The organism is Methylocystis sp. Uni0008 (assembly GCF_056838045.1).
This window is the reverse complement of record NZ_CM166370.1, coordinates 129,214-151,246: the sequence shown is the minus strand read 5'-3', so window position 1 is coordinate 151,246 and position 22,033 is coordinate 129,214. Positions and strand designations below refer to the sequence as shown.

The 22,033-nt window shown below is 65.0% G+C and carries 18 protein-coding genes; 6 read left to right on the top strand and 12 right to left on the bottom strand.

Annotated features, from left to right (window positions below; translation table 11 throughout):
- Positions 1-52: 52 nt before the first annotated feature.
- A complete protein-coding gene (locus AC0X69_RS00735) occupies positions 53-559 on the bottom strand; it encodes a hypothetical protein (protein ID WP_482610359.1) in 507 nt (168 codons plus the stop codon).
- Positions 525-1,226 carry an SGNH/GDSL hydrolase family protein gene (locus AC0X69_RS00730; protein WP_482610357.1) on the bottom strand — a complete coding sequence of 234 codons (702 nt, stop codon included), beginning with the start codon at positions 1,224-1,226 and terminating at the stop codon, positions 525-527. Before AC0X69_RS00730 ends, AC0X69_RS00735 begins: the two co-directional genes overlap by 35 nt.
- A gap of 212 nt (positions 1,227-1,438) precedes the next feature.
- On the opposite strand from AC0X69_RS00730, the gene mgtA reads away from it, so the two are divergent.
- On the top strand, positions 1,439-3,985 hold the full coding sequence (mgtA, locus tag AC0X69_RS00725) for a magnesium-translocating P-type ATPase (protein ID WP_482610355.1): 2,547 nt from the start codon (positions 1,439-1,441) through the stop codon (positions 3,983-3,985).
- Here the strand turns inward: mgtA and AC0X69_RS00720 are convergent.
- The 3 genes from AC0X69_RS00720 to AC0X69_RS00710 form a co-directional block, all read right to left on the bottom strand.
- Positions 3,982-4,755, bottom strand: a complete 774-nt coding sequence (locus tag AC0X69_RS00720) for a CDP-alcohol phosphatidyltransferase family protein (RefSeq protein ID WP_482610353.1) — start codon at positions 4,753-4,755, stop codon at positions 3,982-3,984. The genes mgtA and AC0X69_RS00720 overlap by 4 nt on opposite strands.
- Positions 4,756-4,995: 240 nt before the next feature.
- Positions 4,996-6,183 (bottom strand): acetate/propionate family kinase, encoded by a 1,188-nt coding sequence (locus AC0X69_RS00715; protein WP_482610351.1) that lies wholly within the window; start codon positions 6,181-6,183, stop codon positions 4,996-4,998.
- A 21-nt stretch (positions 6,184-6,204) separates the two neighbouring features.
- Entirely contained in the window at positions 6,205-11,676 is a 5,472-nt protein-coding gene (locus AC0X69_RS00710) for a GH36-type glycosyl hydrolase domain-containing protein (RefSeq protein WP_482610349.1), read from the bottom strand.
- Between the two features lie 215 nt (positions 11,677-11,891).
- Between AC0X69_RS00710 and AC0X69_RS00705 the strand changes: the two genes are divergently transcribed.
- Positions 11,892-12,626, top strand: a complete 735-nt coding sequence (locus AC0X69_RS00705; RefSeq protein ID WP_482610347.1) for a hypothetical protein — start codon at positions 11,892-11,894, stop codon at positions 12,624-12,626.
- Positions 12,627-12,629: 3 nt separating this feature from the next.
- Here the strand turns inward: AC0X69_RS00705 and AC0X69_RS00700 are convergent, their stop codons facing one another.
- A complete protein-coding gene (locus AC0X69_RS00700) occupies positions 12,630-13,511 on the bottom strand; it encodes a metallophosphoesterase family protein (RefSeq protein ID WP_482610345.1) in 882 nt (293 codons plus the stop codon).
- A 125-nt stretch (positions 13,512-13,636) separates the two neighbouring features.
- Between AC0X69_RS00700 and AC0X69_RS00695 the strand changes: the two genes are divergently transcribed.
- Positions 13,637-14,131 (top strand): NUDIX domain-containing protein, encoded by a 495-nt coding sequence (locus AC0X69_RS00695; protein ID WP_482610343.1) that lies wholly within the window; start codon positions 13,637-13,639, stop codon positions 14,129-14,131.
- 23 nt (positions 14,132-14,154) lie between these two features.
- On the opposite strand, the gene AC0X69_RS00690 is transcribed toward AC0X69_RS00695, so the two are convergent.
- Positions 14,155-14,700 carry a GNAT family N-acetyltransferase gene (locus AC0X69_RS00690; protein WP_482610341.1) on the bottom strand — a complete coding sequence of 182 codons (546 nt, stop codon included), beginning with the start codon at positions 14,698-14,700 and terminating at the stop codon, positions 14,155-14,157.
- A gap of 110 nt (positions 14,701-14,810) precedes the next feature.
- Here AC0X69_RS00690 and AC0X69_RS00685 point away from each other — a divergent pair, with 110 nt between their 5' ends.
- A complete protein-coding gene (locus AC0X69_RS00685; protein ID WP_482610339.1) occupies positions 14,811-15,308 on the top strand; it encodes a GNAT family N-acetyltransferase in 498 nt (165 codons plus the stop codon).
- Positions 15,305-16,456: a cell division protein ZapE gene (gene zapE / locus AC0X69_RS00680; RefSeq protein WP_482610338.1), complete on the top strand. Its 1,152-nt coding sequence runs from the start codon at positions 15,305-15,307 to the stop codon at positions 16,454-16,456. The genes AC0X69_RS00685 and zapE overlap by 4 nt, the downstream gene beginning before the upstream one ends.
- On the opposite strand, the gene AC0X69_RS00675 is transcribed toward zapE, so the two are convergent.
- From AC0X69_RS00675 to surE, 4 genes are all read right to left on the bottom strand, one after another.
- Positions 16,431-16,724 (bottom strand): hypothetical protein, encoded by a 294-nt coding sequence (locus AC0X69_RS00675; protein ID WP_482610336.1) that lies wholly within the window; start codon positions 16,722-16,724, stop codon positions 16,431-16,433. The two genes, zapE and AC0X69_RS00675, sit on opposite strands and share 26 nt — an antisense overlap.
- Positions 16,725-16,881: 157 nt before the next feature.
- A complete protein-coding gene (locus AC0X69_RS00670) occupies positions 16,882-18,246 on the bottom strand; it encodes a peptidoglycan DD-metalloendopeptidase family protein (RefSeq protein ID WP_482610334.1) in 1,365 nt (454 codons plus the stop codon).
- Positions 18,247-18,370: 124 nt separating this feature from the next.
- Positions 18,371-19,057, bottom strand: coding sequence for a protein-L-isoaspartate O-methyltransferase family protein (locus AC0X69_RS00665; protein WP_482610332.1), 687 nt, complete (start codon positions 19,055-19,057; stop codon positions 18,371-18,373).
- A complete protein-coding gene (surE, locus tag AC0X69_RS00660; protein ID WP_482610330.1) occupies positions 19,054-19,827 on the bottom strand; it encodes a 5'/3'-nucleotidase SurE in 774 nt (257 codons plus the stop codon). Before surE ends, AC0X69_RS00665 begins: the two co-directional genes overlap by 4 nt.
- Before the next feature lie 121 nt (positions 19,828-19,948).
- Between surE and AC0X69_RS00655 the strand changes: the two genes are divergently transcribed.
- Positions 19,949-20,443 carry an SH3 domain-containing protein gene (locus AC0X69_RS00655; protein WP_482610328.1) on the top strand — a complete coding sequence of 165 codons (495 nt, stop codon included), beginning with the start codon at positions 19,949-19,951 and terminating at the stop codon, positions 20,441-20,443.
- On the opposite strand, the gene serS is transcribed toward AC0X69_RS00655, so the two are convergent.
- Positions 20,381-21,841, bottom strand: coding sequence for a serine--tRNA ligase (serS, locus tag AC0X69_RS00650; protein WP_482610326.1), 1,461 nt, complete (start codon positions 21,839-21,841; stop codon positions 20,381-20,383). The genes AC0X69_RS00655 and serS overlap by 63 nt on opposite strands.
- Between the last annotated feature and the right edge of the window lie 192 nt (positions 21,842-22,033).

The following is a 22,033-nucleotide window of genomic DNA, read 5'->3' as shown; positions in this document are numbered from 1 at the left end:
GCTGACGCAAAGCGGCTCGGCGACTGCCCAGTGACGCGCGCCATTCGCTTTTTCATTCCCGCTTCAGATTCGGCATGTCGGTGTCGATATAGTCCTTGATCTGCTTTGCCCAGATCCGATTGGCGAGGCCCGTCGGGTGTCCGTCGCCGGGGATGATCAGGCTGTTGGGCGGATAGGCGCTGGCGTCGATCATGGCGTTGAGGACCAGCAGCCCGCCTTCGCGCAGCTTGCGCATGATGTCCTCATTTCCGTACCCGGGCCCCAGCCGATAACGCGCGCGCGCAAGATCGTCCGACAGAAAAAGGATCAGCGTCGGAACCCCGTATTTCTGCCGTGCGACCTCGCCAGCCTTGGTCAGAATCGCGATGTACCGATCGATGTCGGCTTCCTCGAGCGTGCGCTCGCGCCATTCGAAGAAATATTTGAACGCTTCCGTTGAACGGAAAATCGAGCGGAACACCCCTGCAACGCCCGGCGCCCGCGCCGAACATGGACCGCGGTAGACGACCTCGCCCGCCTGCAGCTCATAGCTCGGCGCATGCCAGGAGTTGCTCGTCACGCAGGACGTCCGCGCCGCATGCCACGGCGCGGTGAGCATGATGAACAAGCGCGGGTTTCAGCAAGCCGTCAAACGCGTCGACTTCAAGCGCGCGCAGAAATTGCTGCGGACCGTAAGCCGTGACGGCGAAGTTGAGCACGCGATACTTGCGATCCGTGATGTCGGCGAAGGACTGCGGCAGCGTGTCCTCGTCGTTGAGGCCCGCGCCGAAGGTCATCGAATCGCCGAAAAAGGCGATGGTCGGTCCGGCGGCGGCGGAATCGACCTTGCGCAGGAGATTGGCGTCGATCGTATTGGCGACGTCGTAGACGACGTCGCCATTCGCGGCGACTTTCTTCTCGTGAATGACGCCAGGCCGCGCCGGGCTCCATCCAAGCTCGGCCTTGGGCGCCCAGCTGCCTTTCTCTTTGAACGTCATGGGCGCGCCGGCGACTCGCCAGATCACGAGCTCCAGCACGACGAGGCACAACGCCAGCGACGCGCCCGCGAGCGAGGCGTCGCGCGCGCGCCCGCGAAAGACGACGACAAAATAAAAGAACAGCGCAAACAGAATGAGATATGTCGTAAGGACAAGATAGCGCGACTGTTCAATCGAAACATATGCCGCCGCAAAGGCGCCAAGCGCGATGGCCAAAGCGGCCGCGGCGCGAAACACTGCAGACCTCATTCAGTCCAATCCCCCCAGATTGGCTAAACATTGTTCTCACAACGCGCCGCAAACGCGTGAGAAACAGCGGATGGTTAGACTATCCTTTGTGGCGTGACAATGAGCCGAAATAGCACGGCTGCAGGACGCAAGCCTGCGGCTTCTTGCCGTTGACGCTTTGAAATTCGCCATCACGAGCGCAGTCTCATGCGCCGCGAGAGAAGGGGATCGGGATGGACCGGGTCGAGGATCAGCCCGCCTATTGGAGCCAGGACGCTGCGACGCTGATGGCGGCGCTCGGCTCGGGACCGGCAGGGCTGTCGTCGGCGCGCGCCGCCGCATCGCTCCGCGAGCACGGGGCGAACGCCGTGGAGGACGCCGCACCGCTCAGCGCGCTTCGCCTGTTGTTGCGGCAGTTCGAAAGTCCCCTGGTCCTCATTCTGGTCTTCGCCGCGATCATTTCGCTTGTGCTGCGCGAGTGGGTGGACGCCACGATCGTTCTCGCGGTCGTGCTTGGCAGTTCGATGCTCGGCTTCTTTCAGGAATATCGCGCGTCTCAGGCCGTTCAGGAGCTCAAGCGCCGACTGGCGCTGATGGTTCGGGTCGTTCGAGACGGCGTCGAACGCTCGGCGCCCTTCGCCTCCGTCGTTCCTGGCGACGTGATTCTGCTATCGGCAGGCAATCTTATCCCCGCCGACGGGCTGGTGTTGGAAGCCGCGGACTTTCTCGTCAGCGAAGCAAGCATGACCGGCGAATCATTTCCGGTCGAAAAGCGGCCCGGCGTCGCGCCGCCCGACGCGCCCCTCGCGGCGCGATCGAACGCCGTGTTTCTCGGCGCGTCGGTGCGCAGCGGAACGGCGAAGGTGCTGGCGGTGCGAACCGGCCGCCGAACCGAATTCGGCGCCATCGCAGCGCGGCTCGCGGCGCGCCAGCCCGAGACTGACTTCGAGCGAGGCGTACGACGTTTCGGCTATCTGCTTATCCGGGTGATGATCGTCATCGTGCTCTTCGTGCTGACGGTCAATCTTGCCCTGCGCCGCCCCGCGCTCGAGTCGCTCTCCTTTGCCGTCGCGCTCGCCGTCGGACTCTCTCCGGAACTGCTGCCGGCAATCATCGCCGTCACGCTTTCCGCAGGCGCCCGAGCCATGAGCAAACGCGGCGTGATCGTCCGCCGTCTCGACGCGATCGAAAATCTCGGCAGCATGGATGTTTTTTGCACCGATAAGACCGGCACGCTGACCGAGGGCGTGATCGTTCTTCGCGAGGCGTTGGATCCTCAAGGCCAAGCTTGCGAGCAAGTTCGACAGCTCGGCTATCTCAACGCCGCCTTCGAGACAGGGATCGAAAATCCGCTGGATGCGGCGATCGTCGCGGCGGCCGAGAGCGAGGGATTGACCACGCGAAACTTTTCGAAAGTCGATGAGATTCCCTACGACTTCATGCGGCGCAGGCTCACAGTCGTGGTGTTCGACAACGCAAACGCCGCCGAACATCTCATCGTCACCAAGGGCGCTTTCGCAAATGTGCTGGCCGTATGCCAAAGAATTTCTGTCGGAGACGCGGAACTTCCCTTGGATGCGGCGCGGCGCGAAGCGCTGGATCTAATCTTCCGAGAAAAGAGCGCCCAAGGCTTTCGCGTGCTTGCCGTCGCGGCGCGCCGCACCGCGCCGCGCGCAACCTACACGCGTAACGATGAAACTGACATGACATTTCGCGGCTTCCTGGTTTTCTACGATCCGCCCAAAGCCGACGCCCAGTCGACGATCAGGGATCTTGCCGCGCTCGGCGTTCGCATCAAGCTCATCACCGGCGACAACCGCTACGTCGCGGCGCATCTGGCGCAGTCCATCGGGGTCGATCCAGGAGCAATGCTCACCGGCGATCAGCTGGCGTCGCTCACCGACGAGGCTCTCTGGCATGTCGCGCCGAAGATAGATTTGTTCGTGGAGATCGATCCGCAGCAAAAGGAGCTGATTGTCCGGGCGCTGCAGCACGCCGGCCACTCCGTCGGCTATCTGGGCGACGGGATCAATGACGCGCCGGCGCTGCACGCCGCCGACGTGGGCATTTCCGTCGAGGGCGCGGTCGACGTGGCGCGCGAGAGCGCGGACATCATCCTGCTCGACCGCGATCTCGACGTCTTGCGCGTCGGAGTCGAGGATGGGCGGCGCACCTTCGCCAATACTCTGAAATACATCTCCATCACGACGAGCGCCAATTTCGGCAACATGGTCAGCATGGCGCTGGCCACGCCGTTTCTTCCGTTTCTGCCGCTCGCCGCCAAGCAGGTGCTGCTCAACAATTTCCTTTCTGATGTGCCGTCGATCGCGATCTCGACGGACAATGTCGACGCCGAAAGCGTGATGCGGCCGCAGCGCTGGAGCATCGCGAACATCAGACGCTTCATGATCGTATTCGGGCTTGTGAGCTCGATCTTCGACATCTTGACGTTCGTCATATTGCTGCAGTTCTTCCACGCGGAGCAGCCGGTTTTCCAAACGTCCTGGTTCGTCGTTTCGCTGCTCACTGAACTCGTCGTCGTTCTGGTGCTCCGCACCCACAAGTTTTCGTTGAGCAGCCGACCAAGCGCCCTGCTCCTGTGGTCGACGATTGCCGTCAGCGTGCTGGCGCTTGCCTCTCCATTCCTGGGAAAATTGAGCGCCGTTTTTGGCTTTACGCCGCTTCCCGGGTCTTTGTTCGGCGCGATCGGCGCGATCGTCCTTGGCTACATCGCCGCGACGGAAGCGGCTAAGGCCTGGTTCTTCCGGCGCGCAACCTAGCCTGCCGACGAAATCTCTTTGTCCGCCTGAGCGGCCGAAGGCCGTCGGACGGGCGCAAGATGCGGAAGGATGGAAATGACCTCGCCGTCGTCAAAGAACTCTTCATCGCTGTCGTCACTGGCGTCCTGCTCCCGGAGCCGGACGCGCGCCAGATCTCGCCGGACGATGAAGATGAACATGACGAAGGCGCAAATCGACAGAGCCCCGACGATGACGTCGAGCGCCACGAATGAGAGCAAGCGTCGCGACGCGAGTTCATGTCCCATGAACGCCGCAAAGAGCGACCAGCCCATCACCAGCAGCCGAAGCCCCTTCGGCTCGAACCCGCCGTGCGGCTGCGCGCCGCCATGGATCACCACGAGCAGATATTTGTATGAACTCAGCAACAGATAGAGAGAGAGCACGAGCAGCGCGGAGGGAACGGTGAAATAAGGCGAAAAGCCAAGCGCCATGATGATCAGCGTTTGAGCGACGAGGTCCGCGGAGTTGTCGATGAAATAGCCATAGAGCGGACGCGCGGCGCCACGCCGTTCCGAAACAGCGCGCATCAGGCCTTCGCTGAGCCAGTTGCAGGCGAGCCCGAGCGCCACGAGCCCGAGGAACCAGTTGGACCACCGGCTTGCGACAAATCCGACGGCGACGCAAACGGCGCCGGCGAGTCCGGCATAGGTGAGATGATCCGGAGATATAGCTCCCGGGATCCGCCGCGCGAAGCCGGCGAGGAACTCGTCTTCAGACGACTGGCCTTCGTTATCGCTGAGGTTGGGCACTACGACCTCGGTCAATGCGCGCCAATCAGATGTGACGGCGATATGCGATTGATTGATCCCGCGCCGCTGCGGGATAACCACGCCATTTATCGGAAATAATCCTAAACATTTTGGACGTTTAGGGGGGGAGGGTCAATCGATTTTGTCGGCTTCTGCCCGCCTTCAATGGTCGGCGAAGTTTGTCAGATTCTCGCCAACGACTGCGTGGAGCGCTCGCCTTTCGCCGCGCTCCGGCGCAATTCACCCGATCACGGCCGACAATCCCGCCGTTTCAATCGTGTGACGCGCGATCATCGCTTCTTCGTCGGTCGGCGTCACGTAAATCGGGATGCGCGATCGGGACGCGGAAATGACCGAGTCATTCTGCGAATTGGCGGTGGCGTCGAGCGCCAGCCCCAGCCAGCCGAGCCCTTCGACCACGCCGGCGCGAACGCGCGGCGAGCGTTCGCCAATGCCAGCGGTAAAAACCAGCGCGTCGAGTCCGCCGATCGCGGCCGCCAGCGCGGCGATTTCCATTTTGATGCGATGAATGAAGTAGGCGATGGCGGCCTGCGCGCGCGGTTCTTCGGACGCCTCGAGCGCCCGCATGTCGTGCGAAACGCCCGAGAGGCCAAGAAGCCCCGAGCGTTCGTAAAGCAGGCGCGACAGCTCTTCGGGTGTCATCGCGTCACTTTGCAGCAAGTAGAGCAGCAGTCCCGGATCGATCTGCCCGCAGCGGGTGCCCATCGGCAGGCCCTCGAGCGCCGAGAAGCCCATGCTGGTGGCGATCGAGCGGCCGCCCTTCATCGCGCAGAGCGATGCGCCATTGCCGAGATGCGCGACGATCACGCCGCCTTCGGCGTGGATCGGATCGATCTGACGCAGACGCCGGGCGATAAATTCATATGACAAGCCGTGGAAGCCGAAACGGCGCAGCCCACGCTCGTAATACGCATACGGAAGCGCATAGGCGTCATCGACGAAGGCGTGTCCGCGATGGAAAGCCGTGTCGAAACACGCGACCTGCGGCACGTTCGGGAACGCCTCCCGGGCGCCCTCGATGCCGGCGATGTTGTGCGGCTGGTGCAGCGGCGCCAGCGGGATGAACTCCCGCAGTTGCGCGATCGCTTCCGCGTCGACGATGATCGGCGCGGCGAACCGCAGCCCGCCATGCACGACGCGGTGCCCGATCGCGCTCACCGCCGCCGCCGGATAGGCGTCGTCGATCCACTCGAAGATCGCGGCGATCGCCTGCCGATGGGTGAGCGTTCCGGCGAGCGCGTTGTCGCTTGCTTCGCCGCCGACGACGGCGACGCGAAAGCGGGGCTTCGCGCCGAGTCCCTCGACGGCGCCGGAGACGATCAGCCGCGGCCAGTCCTCATCCGGCGCAAACAGCGCGAATTTCACCGAGGACGACCCGGCGTTGAGCGTGACGACGCGATCGGCCATGTCCCCCCACGTCTTCAGGCGCTACCAGACACGTCGGCGTTTCTCCGCCTCGAACGTCTTGCCAAGGTAGACAACGCGCTCGAGCCGCAAGTCGCCCTTGGGCCGGAACGCGTCGGGACGCGGCTTCAATTCGCCATTCTCGAATTCGAGACCCAGCAGCGCATAGGCGGCCGACAGCATTCGGGCGGCGGCGCCCGTATACCAGCCCCAGCCGCCGCGGCCCTCATAGCCTTCGCCGCTATACACGTCGGCCGGCTGCTGGTGCGGCGGCAGGCCGTAAATGTCGGCGGCGGCGGGCGTCGCGAGCTTGGAGATCGGAGAAATCGCGATCCAGGTTTCGAACGCTTTTTTGAACAGCTCGTCGGCCGCGCGCGAATCGCCGTCCTGCTGCGCCTGTGCGGCGAGCTTCGCCAGCGCGTCGACGAACCAGGAGACGCCATGCGAATACTGGCCGCCGTTTTCACGGACGCCTGGGGGATATTCCGCGCTGCGCCCCGGATAGGGTCGCGAATGTTCGTCGTAAGGCGGATGGACGAGCAGCACGCGATCGCCGAGGCCGAGGACCGCAAGGGCGTTCTCGATCGCCTCGCGGCCGCGCGCTGCGTCGACGGCGCGCGTCAGAGTCGGCCATGAGGACGTCATCGCGCTCATCGGCGCGACCTCCTCGCCGTCATCGGCGTAGGCGCGGATATAGCGGTCCCCGCGCCAGCAGCTTTCCAGAGCGGCGCGAAGCTTCCCGGCGCGTTCGAGATAGCGCTCGGCGCGGCCCACGTCGCCCTTCGCCTCGAACAGCGGGGCGATGTCGAGCAGGATGCCGTGCAGAAAGAAGCCCAGCCACACGCTCTCTCCGCGTCCGTCTTCGCCGACGAGATTCATCCCGTCGTCCCAGTCGCCAGTTCCCATCAGCGGGAGGCCATGCGCGCCGAACCGGTCGAGCGTCCAGTCGATGGCGCGGGCGCAGTGCCCGAGCAGCGTGTCCTTGTCGCGCGATGTTAGCGGCACGGTGGCTTCGCCCTCCTGATCTTGCGGAACAGGATTCGCTTCGAGGAAGGTCTCCACTTCGTCGAGGATGCGGTAGTCGCCGCTCCCGCGCACATAGCGGATCGTCACATAGGGCAGCCACAGATGAGGATCCGAAGAATGCGTGCGGTCCGCGAGTCCCGTGCCGCCGTTGGGCGCGCGGTGCCACCATTTGCAGGCGTCGCCCTCGATGTATTGATGCGCGGCATGCAGCAGAATCTGCGCGCGGGCGCGTTCTGGCGCGAGATGGATGAGCGGTATGACGTCCTGCAGCTGATCGCGATAGCCCGTCGCGCCGGAACGCTGCGAGGGGCCCGTGCGTCCCCACAATCGCGCGGCGAGCAATTGATAGGGCAGCCAGTCGTTGACCAGTCGGTCGAAGTCCGGACGATTGGTCTTGATGCGCAACACCGACAGTTGATCGTCCCAGGCGCGCGCATTCGCGGCGAGTTCGGCATAGGCGTGCTGAGGATCGCGGGCGTATTCCGCGAGCCGCCTGGCTTCTTCGATCGTGGTCGTCTGTCCGAGCGCCACCACGACGACCGCCTCTTCTCCTGCAGGCACGTCGAGGGCGCCGCTGAAGGCGGCGACTTTTCGTTCATGCGCGGGCGCGCCTGCGTCAGGATGGCCGTGCTCGACCATGTAGGGGAGATAAGGATCGCGGCTCTCATGACCTAGGAAACGACGGCGCGACGTCTCGGCGAATTCCGCCGGCAGCGAAGTAGTCACGAAGGCCCAGCCCTTCACGAAATTATTGCGAGGGTTGCGGAAGTATATCGAATGCACATTCTCGTCGATGATGGATTCCAGGGCGCCGAGACTCTCATTCGGCGTTTCCGCCAAAACGATTTCCATCGATGGCGTGATCTGCAGCAGACGCTCGTGATCGCTCTTGTTGCGGATCTTCAGGATCTTGAACTCAATCGGCTGGGTGGGGCTGACGAACACCGTCATCTCGAGCCGGAGATGATCGCGCTCGGCGTGAAAGACGGCCGCGCCCGGCGAGTACGTCACCTGATATTCCGTATCGCGACGGCGCAGCGGCACGAATGTTGGACTGTGCGCGTCGGTGCGCGCGAGATCGTAGACGTAGATCCGCTGCCCTGCCGGCGCCATGCGGCCCTCGCCCATGCGAAACGGCGTGAAGCTATTCAGCCGAGAATTGCCGTGAAAGGAAAAAATCTCGCCGTCATTGGTGAGCACCGCGCCTTGCCCGAAGGCGTTGGCGATGACATGCGCGAAAGGACGCGGCGTCCCTGGCGCGAGCGTGATGCCCCGCCCGTCCTCAGAAAAGGTATAACGCGGCCTTTTTGGCGGCGGCGGCAGGATGAGCCCGCGGCGACGCGACAACGCCCTGTCGAGCGTCTCCGGCGCAACAGGGGCTATGCCCAGATGCCGGGCGATGGAATCGGTCGCCCGTCCCATGTCGCGCGCCCAGCCGTCGACAATGATTAGCTCAGTCGCACCGGCGGCGGCGAGTTCGACTTCGACGCGCAGACTGGCGCAGGGCTCGAAACCGTAGAGCAGGCCCTCGTCTTTCGGATCGCGCGGCGCCGCCAGCCCGAGCAAGCTGTCGGGCGCATGCACCGATCCCATTCCGTAAAAGCGCGATTTCACGTCCTCGTAGCCAAGGACCGTAATCTTCGCGTCGGTCCCGGCCCCGATGGCGTGAAACCCGATCTCGGGCGACAGCCTGCGTTCGGACTGACGGCGCGCGCCTCCCTTCAGCAGACGGTTCTGCGCAAAGATCGCGTTCAGCGACCGGACGTACCAAGTGCCGATGTGAATGGCGTTGTAGGCGGCGTCGCGCAGTTCGACGCCGGTCTCGTTCAGCACCCATTCGCGCAGCGACGCGAGCACCAACTTGCGATGACGTTGCTCGAGATTGACGATCTTCAGTCTGGTGATCTCGACGGCTTCGTCCGCGGCGAGCGCCACGCGCGCCTCAACCGCGAACCCATTGCGCTCCGCCATGAAGAACAGGCAGTTCTCGCCAGCGTCGATGAGCGACGCCTGAGCCGCTCGGCAGCGCGTCGGCGCCTCGCCGATCGACCATAACTCGCCGCCGTCCTCGCGCAGGAAGAGGAAACGACCGCGCGGGTGCGCGTGATCGTCAGGGCGCCGCGTCAGGTCGATTGGAGGGCCGCCGCGCGCTACGCCTTCAATACGGATGGCGCCCTGCCCGTCCTGAAACCATTCGCTGGTCATCAGCCCGTTGGTCAGTTTCAACGGCCGCGAACCCGGCACGCCTCCCGCGCCGGTGATGCCTTCGATCGTGACTTTCTGGGCGCGCGCAAGCCGTCCGAGAAGGAAGATAACGAGGCCGAAGGCGACAAGGCCGGCGTAAATCAGATAGCCGCTGACGAGATAGGCGTAGGACGGCGGCCGCGTATGCGACATCTGCTCGGCGGCGCTCCACGCGCTGTCCCATTCGGCGCCGCGCGGAATATAGAAAGGCAACAGCAGCGGCGCCCAAGTGCCGAAACGGCGAATGCCTTCCGGGATGGCTCGGCTGGTTTGCGCCTTTCCAAGAAAGCGCGCCGCTTTTTCGTCGGCGACATCGCCGCCGACGAAGGACAGATTGACCAGCGTCGCCACCCGCAGGCCCATATGGTCAAACCAGATCAGCACCCGCAGCGCGTCATAGGCGAGCAGCGCGGTGAAGATGTCGAGGCTCCAGGCGCGGAAATCCGAGTCCGGCAAGATGTAGCTCATCCAACTCGCGACGCCGGTGCGGATGAGGCCGTCCTGATTGTACCAGGCGGGGTCGGGCGAAGCCTTCAGGAAGGAATAGATCACCGGCGCCATCCAGAGGCCCCAGCGCAAAACGCGCACGGCGTTTTCGATGAGCATGTCGAGTCCCTGCCAACTCGCCAGCTGACGAAGCGGCTGAAGGCTGCGCTCGACAAGCGCGGTGAGGAAGAAGAGATTGATCGAGAAGAGCGGCGCCGCGAACACCCACTGGATGACGCCTGAGAGCGACTCGTCGAACAGCAGCCGCACGCCGCCGTCGACCACGCCGAGATTCGTCGCGCCCCACTTCGAGAACAAGGGACGAATGACATATTCGGAAAGCGGGCGCTTGTCCGCGCCATAGTCGAGTGACGTGTAAGCGAAAAATTTCGCGGTGATGTTTTCGACCTGGCCAACGTCGAGATACCAGGCGACCGCGCCGGCGACGAGCGCGCCGAGAACGGCGCCGAGCGAATAGACCCGCCAGCTGCGCAGATGCTGCCGGCGCCCTTGCGTCAACGCCGCGAAATCGATCGCCGCATCGACGCCGGCGTAGGCGAGCGCGCCCGTAACGGCGCCGAACAGAAAACGTCCGCCGCCACTCGCCTCGGGAAGCCCGATCATCAAGGCGAGTCCGATCGCCGCGCCGGCGACCCCGCCACGAAAATAATTCGAGGGGTGCAGGTAGAGCTCCTCGGCGCGCGCGAAGAAGGGCGGCGTCGAGTCGGTGCTCTCCACGATCCCCCGCGCGAGCGGAAAGAGCGCGGCGCCGATGAGCGCGCCGCCGATGGGGCCCGAAGCCGAAATCACCGTGACGGCCGGCGCGAAGGAGACGACCAGTCCCACCGCGAGCAACAGCGCCATGAACACGAAGCCGTAGACGGCGCCCTTTTCGGCGCCCGTGCGCCAGTCGTTGAACACGACGACCTGCAACGAGGGCGTCGCTCGCAGCAGGCCGGCCATCGCCTGCGTCACGAGATAGGTCTGGCCCCAAAGCCCCGCCTGGGCGAGCGCCGCCGCCAGCGTCGCGACGAGCGCCGTCACCGGATAGGGCAAATAAGGCGCGACGAAATACGAGACGGAGGTCGCGATATAGGGCGTCAGCGAAGCGACGAAGGCCGAGGCGAGCAAAATGCTGTGCGGCCGCCACTGCCGCGGAAGAAACCGACCGAGCGCGAGAGGGACGCCGACGACGATCGATTCATTGAGCAGAAACAGCACCAGAGTGCGCCCGGCGATCTTCTGAAACGCCTCCGGAACGTCGAGCCCCAGAAACAGCGCGCCGCCAATCTGGGTCACGGGCGGCGACCCGAGAGCGATCAGCAGGCTGAACTGCAGCGGCAAAATGAAAAGGGCGGCGCGAACCGCCATGCGCGAGCGCGCCCGCAGCGTGACGACGCCCGCAAGGTAGAGAATCGTGGCCGTCGCCGCGCCGACGGGCGAGAACCGGAAGAGTTCGGCGAGGGTCTCCGGCGATCGCCACAGCACGCCTGAGCGATCGCAGAGCAGCGTAAAGGTCGCGACGGCGAGGAAATCGACGGCGAAGTCCGCCGCCTGGCGCGCGCTTTCGGATGAGCGCCGCAGCACGAAAATCGACACCCCGGCGAAAAATCCGGCGACGATCGCGTGCTCGCCCCCGCCCGCCGCCTCAAGCGCCGCGAAGATGGCAAGGCCGACGCCGATCATGATGCGCTCGAACAACGCGCTGTTGACGTCCGATTCGCCCCGATTGGCGGCCATGGATTCCCTCCGCGCCTCTGTTGAATCCGGCTTTTCTTATCGTTAATGGCCGGAATCAGCGGCTATCGTATGGAATTGCTTGCCGGAGCCGGGGGAAAAAGTCGACTCCCGCGGCCCTTCGTCGCGCTCGCGCTTCGCACGGCCCCCGAGAGCCGCTATAGTCCACAGCGTGTATCGCCCCGGCAGCGTAGCGAGGGCCTCAGCGAGTGGACGAGATGGAAGAGCCCCTGCCCGCGCCCCCAGCCGACACTCGCGACGCTGACCAAACAAACCTGCCCCCCACGCCGGCCGAGCGGCTCACCCTTCTCGTGGAGCGCGAACGCGCCGCCCGAAAAGGCGCGAAGGGTTCGCTCGACGAGCGCATGGCGAGTCTCGCCGGCGCGCTGCGCCGCGCCCGCCTGGAGAACGCCGAGCGCTCCGCCGCGATCTGCGATTTACGCGCCGCGGAAATCGCGCGGCTGGAGATGCTCAGCGACGCGCTGGCCCCTGTGCTGGCGCAGGTGCCGCGCGACTGCGATATTTTCGACGTCGGAGTCGCGCCGACGGAACGACCGCGCCTGTTCATCGACCAGCTCGGCTTCGTCGAGATGGATCACGACCGGCGCACCTATCGTTTTCTACAGGATACGCGTCACGGCCGCGTGACGCTTCGCGAGAGCGACAGCATCGACGAGATCGTCGAAGCGGTCACCGGCTACATCGCGCACCGGCTGATCGAGCGCGAAAAGGCGCTGGCGGCGGATTATGCGAGCGGCGGCGCGGCGCAGGCGCTTGGCGTGAAGGTCGCCGCGGCGCGCGAGAAGGCGAACGCGCGCGAGGAAGACAAATCTCTCGCCGGCAGACTCACGCGCGCAGCGGCGTTCATCGCGGAATTTTTCGGCGCAGCCGCTTTCTTCGCCTTTTTGACGGTGCTGGCGGCCTGGATCTATCGCGCCTATTTCGCAAGCTGAATATCACAGCTTCACCGATTCAAGCGCAACGACGTCTCCCGCCTCGTTGAATCCGCGCCTGTGCAGAAAGATGCTGAGGCCATCGCCTTGCCGCTCAATCTCGTAAAGATTGTAGGCGGCGCCCGGATGGTGACCGCCGGGCCGCGCCGAAGCCGACGCGACGCCGACGACCGGGATGCTGACGCCAGGTCCGGGCATCCGATGTAAACTCGGCTTGTGATTATGGCCGTGCAGAATCAGTTCGGCGCCATGGCGGGCGATGACGTCTTCGAATTCCGCCGCGTCCTGTAGGCCGCGTAGCCGCTTGGCGCCGCCGACATGCGGCGGGTGGTGGAGGCAGACGACTCGCGCAAGCCCCTCCGCCTTGGCGCGCTCCAGCAGATCCGCGAGCGCCGCGCGCTGTTCGCCGCCGAGTCGGCCGGAAGCGACGAAGGGCGCCGTCGGCACGCCGGTGTCGAGACCGATCACCGCGACGCCGTCGCGCCGCCGCAAATAGGGAAAGCCCGCTCCTGCGCTCTCGCTGGTGGTCCAGGGCGCGAAGACGTCGTGAACGAGATCGGTCACGCTCGCGACATAGGCGTCGTGATTTCCGGGCGTGAAGCTGACTTCGCTTGGCGCGCCGAGGGTGGTGAGCCAGTCCTTGGCGAGGTCGATTTCGCCGGGAAGCCCAATGTTGACGATGTCGCCGGTCATGACGACGTGATCGGGCGCCTGGGCCTTGATGTCGGCGACGATCCTGGCGAGCACGCCCATGTCGTGCTGACCGCCGCGCTTATAAAGCCAGTTCACATAGCCCGTGACGCGCTTGCCAAGGAGTTCGGCGAGATTTGGCCGAGGAATTGGACCGATGTGCGCGTCCGACAGATGGGCAAGCCGAAAGTTCAAAAATCCTCGCTCGTCGCGTTGGTCGCGCCGAACCGAGCGGGCGGCGCTTCCCTCACTGGGGTAGGCCGGGGACACTAGAGGTTTCGCGCCTCATTTGCCATAGTTTGCGTCGATTGGAGGCGGTTTTGACGAAGGTTGAGGCGGCGCGCGCGGCGCCATCGGCGCGCGCTCGTTTTGCATCTCGGCTCATCGCGTTCGGCGCACGCTTTCAGCGTCCGATGACGCTGGGCGTGCGTGGCCTCGTCCTCGACGAAAATAACCGCGTGCTGCTGGTTCGGCATACCTACGTCGAGGGATTTTATTTGCCCGGCGGCGGGGTCGAAAGCGGCGAAACGCTTGAAGAAGCGCTCAGGCGCGAGCTGAGCGAAGAAGCGAACGTCCTGCTCGACACGCCGCCTGAATTGTTCGGCGTCTATCTCAATCGACGCTTTTCGATGCGAGATCATGTGGCGCTTTTCGTCGTGCGCACTTTTCGTTTGACCCACCCGCGCGCGCCAGATCGGGAGATCGCCGAGGCCGCCTTCTTCGACCTTGACGCCCTGCCCGCGGATACGACGGCCGCGACGCGGGCGCGGCTGTCGGAGGCGTTGGAGAAAGCGCCGGTTTCGCCCTATTGGTGACGCGTCGCGTGCTCAAACAGCGTTCAGACCTCGGTCAAAGCGCGCAGATCGCGCCAGCCATACGCGATGTCAGGAAGCGCGACGCCTTCAATCTCCCACACGCCCTCGACGCCAATGGGCGCGGCGCCAAGCCCTTCATAGAAGCTGCGGGCCGCCAGAGAATCGCGCAACACCCAGACTGCGGCGCTGGAGCAGCCGACGCTCAGGAGGTGATCCGCGAGCCGCGCCATCAAGCGTCGGCCCAGTCCACGGCGCTGCGCGCGCCGCAGCAGGTAAATGGAAGCGATGTCGCCCTCGAAGCCGAGCGGCGCGAGCTTGGGGTTGGACTGGCGGCTGCAGCGGGCGAAACCGACCGCCGCCTCGTCCTCGAGAGCCACGAAGGCGGCCTGATCGGCGTCGCTCGAGCCGATCCGCTCCTGCCAGCGCCTTGTCCAGTCGTCCAGATCGATGGCGGCCAGCGCTTCGGCGCGCATGACCCCGGCGTAGGTCTCCCGCCAGGCGGCGGCGTGGGTCTCGGCGATCAAACGCGCGTCATCGACGCTCGCGCGGCGCAAGCGATACTCCGCCATCGGGCTCCTCTCCGCCTTCAGGCTCGCACGGCGGCATGCCGCGGCGCAACGAGAGGTTTTGCCGCGCTGACGGCGCGTGATATGGCCTGCGCCCAGGGCCAAGCCAGCACATGATCGATCTCGCCGTAAAATTTGCGCCGCTTACCGCCGCCGACGATGCGCATATCGAGAAGCTCGACGAACGCGCCTTCGGTCCCGGCAGATATGCGCGCACTGCCTATCGTCTGCGCGAGGGCGTCGAGCCGGACCGCACGCTGTCCTTCGTCGCGCGGATCGGAACGCTGCTCGTCGGCGCCAATCGCATGACGCCGATCCTTGTGGGGGCGACGCCCGCGCTTCTGCTTGGGCCGCTAACCGTCGAGCCGGCATTCCGCCAGCAGCGCGTCGGCGAAACGCTCGTCAAATACTCGCTGGACGCGGCGCGGCAGGCCGGCCATGGGCTCGTCCTGCTCGTCGGAGACGAGGAATATTACGCACGGCTTGGGTTCGCGCGCGTGCCGCGCGGCAAGATCACCATGCCGGGCCCCGTCGACCCCGAGCGGCTGCTGTATTGCGAACTCCGTCCAGGCGCATTCGCTGAGGCGAACGGCAGAATGCGGCGCCTATGACCGCGCGCGCCCAGACCATCATCGAGAAATATGATGCGCTCGTCGCGAAAGGCGCGCTTGAGCGCGACGCGTCGCAGCGCGCGGCGATCGAGACGCTGCAGGCGCTCGCCGACGCCCTCGTCGACCGCGAGCCCAAGGGCGCCGGCTTGAGGCAGGCGATCCTCGCGACCTTGCGTCCACGGCCCCGGCCGGTGCGCGGCCTCTATCTCTGGGGGTCCGTCGGGCGCGGCAAGACCTTCCTGATGAACCTGTTCTTCGATGCGCTTCCCGTCGAGAAGAAGAGACGCGCGCATTTTCACGCGTTCATGGTGGATGTGCATGATCGGCTGCATCGGCTGCGCAGGCGCCCAAAGGGTTGCGATTCCGATCCGGTCACCTGCGTAGCGCAGGAGATTGCGCAGGAAACGCGCGTGCTCTGCTTCGATGAATTCGCTGTGAACGACATCGCTGACGCGACGATCCTCGCGCGGCTATTTTCTTCGCTGCTCGCGTCGGGCGTGGTCGTCGTCGCAACCTCCAATGTTGAGCCGTCGCGGCTCTATGAAGGCGGCCGCAACCGCGACTTGTTCCTCCCGTTCATCGCCCTGCTGCAGGAGCGACTGGATATCCTGCGCCTCGAAGCGGCGAGCGACTATCGCCAGCGACGCGAACATCTCGGCGAGGTTTATTTCATGCCCGCGGACTGTCGCGCGAGAGCGGCGATCGACGCGCTCTATGCGACGCTCGCTGACGGCGCCGTGGAAACGCCGATCACGATCGAGGTCAAGCGACGACGCATCGAAATCCCGCATACGGCCGGACGCGTCGCGCGCATGAATTTTGCAGCGCTTTGCGGTCAGGCGCTGTCGGCGGCGGACTATATGGCGCTCGCCGAGAAATTCGACGCCGTCATCGTCGAGAACGTTCCGACGCTGGCGCCCGAACAGCGCAACGAGGCGCGCCGCTTCATCACGCTTATCGACGTTCTATACGAGGCGCGCGCCCTGCTGATCGTTTCCGCCGCGGCCGAACCTTTCGATCTCTATCGCGCGGCGTTTGGCGCCGAGGCGCGCGAATTCGAGCGCGCCGCGTCGCGACTGATCGAGATGCGTGGAAAGGATTACATCGAGGCGCGCGCGCGGCTCACGGCTTCGACATGCATTCCTTGATATCGCTTTCTTTCTTCATCTGCTCGAACCGGTCGACGCAATAGCGCGCGAGATCGGCGCGTTTCGTAGGATCCGTCGCCGCGGCGCGAATTCCCATTGCGCCGTCGAGCAGCTCCTTTTGCGCTTCATGAACCTGACGAGGCTGCAACTGGCCCGAGCAGGCTTCATAGCGCTTGAGCAAGGCGTCGCATTCCGGGACGCCAGTCGAGTCGACGGCGAAGGCGGGCGTGGCGGCGAGCAGAAAAACGGAAGCGAGACGATATTTCACGGGCGCGGATCCCTCCGGTTTAGGATCCGCGGCATATAGCATTTCGTTGGCGGCAGAGGGCAAAAGAACGAGAGCGGCGGGCCTTTCTTTGGACCCGCCGCCCCGAGGGCTCCGGCGTCTGTTGTCTCGCGGACACCGGAGGTTCTGGCGTCGACGCTTACAACCCGGCGAGATAGCGCGTCGGGTCGACCGGCGTCGAACCCTTGCGCAGCTCAAAGTGAAGCTGCGGCGAGCCGACATTTCCTGACTGGCCGGATTTAGCGATCGTCTGACCGCGCTTGACCTGGTCCCCGCGCTTCACGTCGATCTCGCCATTGTGGGCATAGGCGGAGACGAATCCGTTCGGGTGACGAATGAGCACGAGATTGCCGTAGCCCTTGAGCTCGCTGCCGGCGTAGGCGACGACGCCGCCTTCCGCAGCCTTGACCTGAGTGCCCTCCGGCACGGCGATGTTGATCCCGTCATTCCCGCCGGACGAGAAGCCCTGGATGATGCGTCCCCGCGCTGGCCAGCGGAACTCCGGCCGGCTTTCGTCCGAAGCGACTGCTTTGTCGGTCGCGGGCGGAATGGAGGCGGTCGCGGTGGTGTCGACCTTGCGAGTTTCCGCCGGCGCTTCGGCGACGACCGGCCTGCTGCGCGCTTCGGGCGCTTCCGCCTGGACCTCGGCGGGAGCGGTCGAAGGCGCCGCACGGGCAATCCGCTCGGTCTTCACGGCGCGCGCCGGCGTGGCGGCGGCGATGCGCGGCTCCGCCTTGACGAGCGCCTTCTCGGGAGCGGCCTTGGCGAGGGCCTTTTTGTCGACTGGCTTGGCTTTCGCCGTTTCCGGCTTCGCCGGTTCGGCGTCGGTCTTCCGCAGCGGCTTCGCGGGCTCCGCCGGCTTGGCGGCGGCCACGGGCTTGGCGGCGATGGACTTAGCCACTGTCGCGGGCGCTGGCGCGGGCGCGGCTGCCGCAGTTCGAACCGGAGCCGCCGGGGCGCGGGCTGTGGCCACGGGCGCGGCGCCGGCGCGGTAGACCGGAATCACGAGGCGCGAACCGGGCTGGATCTGCGACGCGACATTGTAGCCGTTGGTCCGGAGCAGCGCGTCGGCGGGAACGCCATAACGGGTGGAGAGCAGCGCCGCCGTTTCGCCCTGGGCGACGATGATCGGCGTTCCGCCTTCGGCGCTCCAGTGACCCGCGGCTCCTGCGGCGACGCGAGGCGCCGAGGCGTTTGCGGGCGTGCGTGGGGCGGCCGAGGCGACGGCGCCCGGGATGGGCGCGCTGGCGCTCGGCGCAGGCAAGGGTCGAGACTCTACCGCCGATGAAGGCGCGCTCTGCGCGGGCGCGGCGGCGATGGCGCCCACCGGCGACCGATCAATCCCCTGCGAAGCCGTCCTGGCCGAGCCTGAGAAGGGATCGGAAAAGGGATCTGCCCCAAAACGGGAGGCGTCGGAGCAACCGGCGACGAGCGCAGCGACGCCCGCCGCCGCCATCAGCCGCACAGCGGCGCGTGAATGAGTAAATGGACGCTTGTTAGCCATGACGCGACCCACCCGAACGCAACATTGAACGGTCTATGGGTAGCAGCGCGGCGGTTAAGGAGGCGTTTAAGATGAACGCGCAGCGTGCGCGACTATGAAAATTTTCAGCATTCGGACAGGGAGTTCAGAGCGCCTGCGCCAGGCCGGGGATGGCCGGGCCCAGGCGGCACGGGCCGAGATCGGCCTCTCGAAGTTCGCCGTCCTCGTTGCGATCAAGCTTAATCAATCGTTCCTTCGCCTGCTCGCCGGCCATGGCGTGCTCCCTTCGGGCGAAAAGCATGACGCCGCCCGGCGCGAGCAGTTGGATAAGCGCCGCGGGCGCGGCGATCACCGAGGCCTGAACGATGATCCGGTCGAAACGCCCCAGCTCAGGAGGCGGATCGAGGCCGTCGGCGTGGATGGCCGTCACGTTTGCCGCGCCGTGGGCGGCGAGACGGCGCGAGGCCTCGATCGCGAGCGTCTCGAACCGCTCCAGGCTCACCACCTCGCGCGCGAGCTGGGCCAGCGCCGCCGCGCCATAGCCGGAGCCCGCGCCCACCTCCAGCACCCGATGGCCGCGGCCAGTCTTCAGCGCCTCGAGGCGCTTCGCGAGTTCGACCGGACGCGACATGGTCTGGCCGCAGCCGATCGGCAGGGAGAGATTGCGGTTCGCGAGATCGCGAAAGCGAAAAGGCGCGAAAGCCTCGCGCGGGGTCGCCTCGATGGCGCGCAGGACCGACAGATCGCGCACGCCTGCCTGTCGAAGGGTGAGAAGCAGCGCCGCGCGCTCTTCGAATTCGGCGGCGTTGGGCGCGCCGCGCTCGCCGGTCATTCGCCGCCCTCGAAGGCCGCCGCCAGGCGAGTCACGGTGGGGTGATCGGTAAAGTCGAGCTGCAGCGGCGTGATCGAGATCTTCTTCTCCTCAAGGGCAAGGAGATCGGTGCCGCGCCCCGGCCTGAAGTCGCCGCGCTGGAAAGTGATCCAGTGATAGGGATTGCCCCGCCCGTCCTTGCGATCCTCGATCCGCATGATGTCGCTGCTGCGCCTGCCCTGCATGGTGATCGCGACGCCGGCGACGTCCTGCGGCGGACAATTGGGGAAATTCACGTTCATCAGCACGTTTTTCGGGATCCCCGTCGCGAGCAGCCGGCGAACGACATCGACGCCGTGCGTCGCCGCGCACTCCCAGTGGACGGTCTTCCGGTTGGCGAAGAAATCATAGACCTGCGAAAGCGCGATCGACGGTATCCCCAGAATCGTGCCCTCCATCGCTCCAGCGATGGTGCCGGAATAGGACACGTCCTCGGCGACGTTCTGGCCGCAGTTGACGCCGGAGATGAGAAGATCGGGCGGATGGTCGAGCATCAGCTTGCGAAGGCCCATGATCACACAATCCGTCGGCGTGCCCTTCACGGCGAAATGCCGGGGCGAGATCTCCCGAAGCCGCAGCGGATCGTTGAGCGAGAGCGAATGCGAGACGCCGGACTGTTCGAATTCCGGTGCGATGACAATAATGTCGTCGGTGAATTCGCGCGCGATCGCCTCGGCGATTCCAAGGCCGCGCGCGTGAACCCCGTCATCGTTGGTAATGAGAATGCGCATGCTGACAGCGGTTCGCTTCGCTTTGGCGGGCGCTGACGAAGCCCGGGTTTCTTTGGACGATTCGACGCCGAAGGTCCACAATGACCTATATCGTCCCGCCGCATTCTCCGGAGGAATTTTGATGCGCGCACGACTTGCGCTTTTGCTGGCGGCGGGGCTCGGCGCCCTGCCCGGCTCCGCCGCCGCATTCGAGGCCTATGTGGCCGCGGTGATGCCGCTCCAGGTCAGCCCGAGCTCCAGGGCGCGGCCGGTTGCCACCATGGCGGCGAATATCCCCTTCAATGTGCTCGGCTGCGGCCGCTGGTGTCAGGTGCAGTATGGCGGGACCATGGGCTATGTTCCCGCGGCCTTCGTCATTCCCGGCGCGCCGCCGCCGGCGCCGGGCGCCATCGCGCCCCCCTTCGTGCTCCCCTTCGCCGCGCCCGGCCTGCTCAGCGACGGATATGCGCCGCGCAGGGATTATGGCTATGGCGTCGCGCCCTACTTCGGGACCTCGCCCGAGCCCTATTGCGAGGAGACCGCGACCCGCACCGCATGCGTCTCGCGTCCACGTTCAACCCGGAATGCGCGCAAGGCCGCCCATATAAGGCCGAAGGACGCGGGGGACGTCCACTGAGCCGTCGGCCTGCTGATAGTTCTCCAGCACGGCGACCATGGCGCGGCCGACCGCGACGCCGGAGCCGTTGAGCGTATGAACGAAACCGATTCCCTTATTCTTGCCCTTGCTTTCGCTTGGCCGATAGCGGGCGTTCATACGCCGCGCCTGAAAGTCGCCGCAGACCGAGCAGGAGGAAATTTCGCGATATCTTCCCTGCCCCGGCAGCCAGACTTCGAGGTCGTAGGTTTTTTGGCTCGCGAAACCCATGTCGCCGGTGCAGAGCGTGACCTTGCGATAGGGCAGTTCGAGAAGCTGCAAGACCTTCTCGGCGCATTCGGTCATGCGCTCATGTTCCTCGAGCGATTGTTCCGGCGTCGTGACCGACACCAGTTCGACCTTGTAGAACTGATGCTGGCGGATCATGCCGCGCGTGTCCTTGCCGGCGGCGCCCGCTTCGGCGCGGAAGCAATAGGTGCCGGCGGTTAGCCGCATCGGCAGTTGCGCTTCGTCGAGGATGGATTCGCGCACGAGATTGGTCAGCGGCACTTCGGCGGTGGGGATGAGCCAGAATTTCTTGCCAGCTTCATAGCCGCTTGGTCCTCCCTTCATCCATTCAACCATCGCTTCGTCGAACGCGACGGAAAGATCGGGCAGGGGTTCTCCCGGCTTAATAAAAGTCTTTTGGCCTCCGAATTTGTCGAGAATTTTTTCCTTTAGTTCTTGATACGAAGAAGCTTGGACGCTGGTCCCCGTCTCAAATTGATCCTCGCGAAACTTCGGCAATTGCGCCGTGCCGAACATTGCGGCGTCGCGCACGAGCAGCGGCGGGCTCACTTCCATATAGCCATGCTCGTTCGTATGCAGATCGAGCATGAATTGCGCGAGCGCGCGCTCCAGCCGCGCCAGTCCGCCCTTGTTGACGACGAAACGCGCGCCGGAAATTTTCGCCGCCGTCTCGAAATCCATCAGCCCGAGGCCTTCGCCGATTTCGAAATGCTCCTTCGGCGTAAAGTCGAATACGCGCGGTTCGCCCCAGCGCGCGACTTCGACATTGTCGTTCTCGTCCGCGCCGTCCGGCACTTCATCAAGCGGCGTGTTGGGAATGCTCGCGAGCGCATTATCGAGTTCGGCGATCGCATAGCGCTCCGCCTCCTCAAGCGCCGGCCAGTTCTCCTTGATCTCAGCAACTTCGGCTTTGAGCGCTTCGGCTTTGGCGCCGTTGCCCGCCTTCATCGCCGCGCCGATCTCTTTCGAGGCCGCGTTGCGCCGCTCCTGCGCCTTCTGCAATGCGCCGATCGCCGCGCGGCGCGAATCGTCAAAGGCGAGAAGCTGCGCCGAGATAGTCTCAAGCCCGCGCCGCATGCGGCCGCGATCGAAAGTTTCGGCGTTTTCACGAATCCATTTGATGTCGTACATATCGGCCTGCTGGCGCTGGGGAGTAACGGGCGAACCATTGCAAACGCGTCATGCCCGGCCTTGTGCCGGGCATCCACGAATGCGACTGCGTCAGATAAGAATGCGAGCGCAGCGTCTCGGCGTGGATGGCCGGGACAAGCCCGGCCATGACGGCGGGGACGTTGTCTAGGGCGCCTTTCTCCCGCGCGCGTA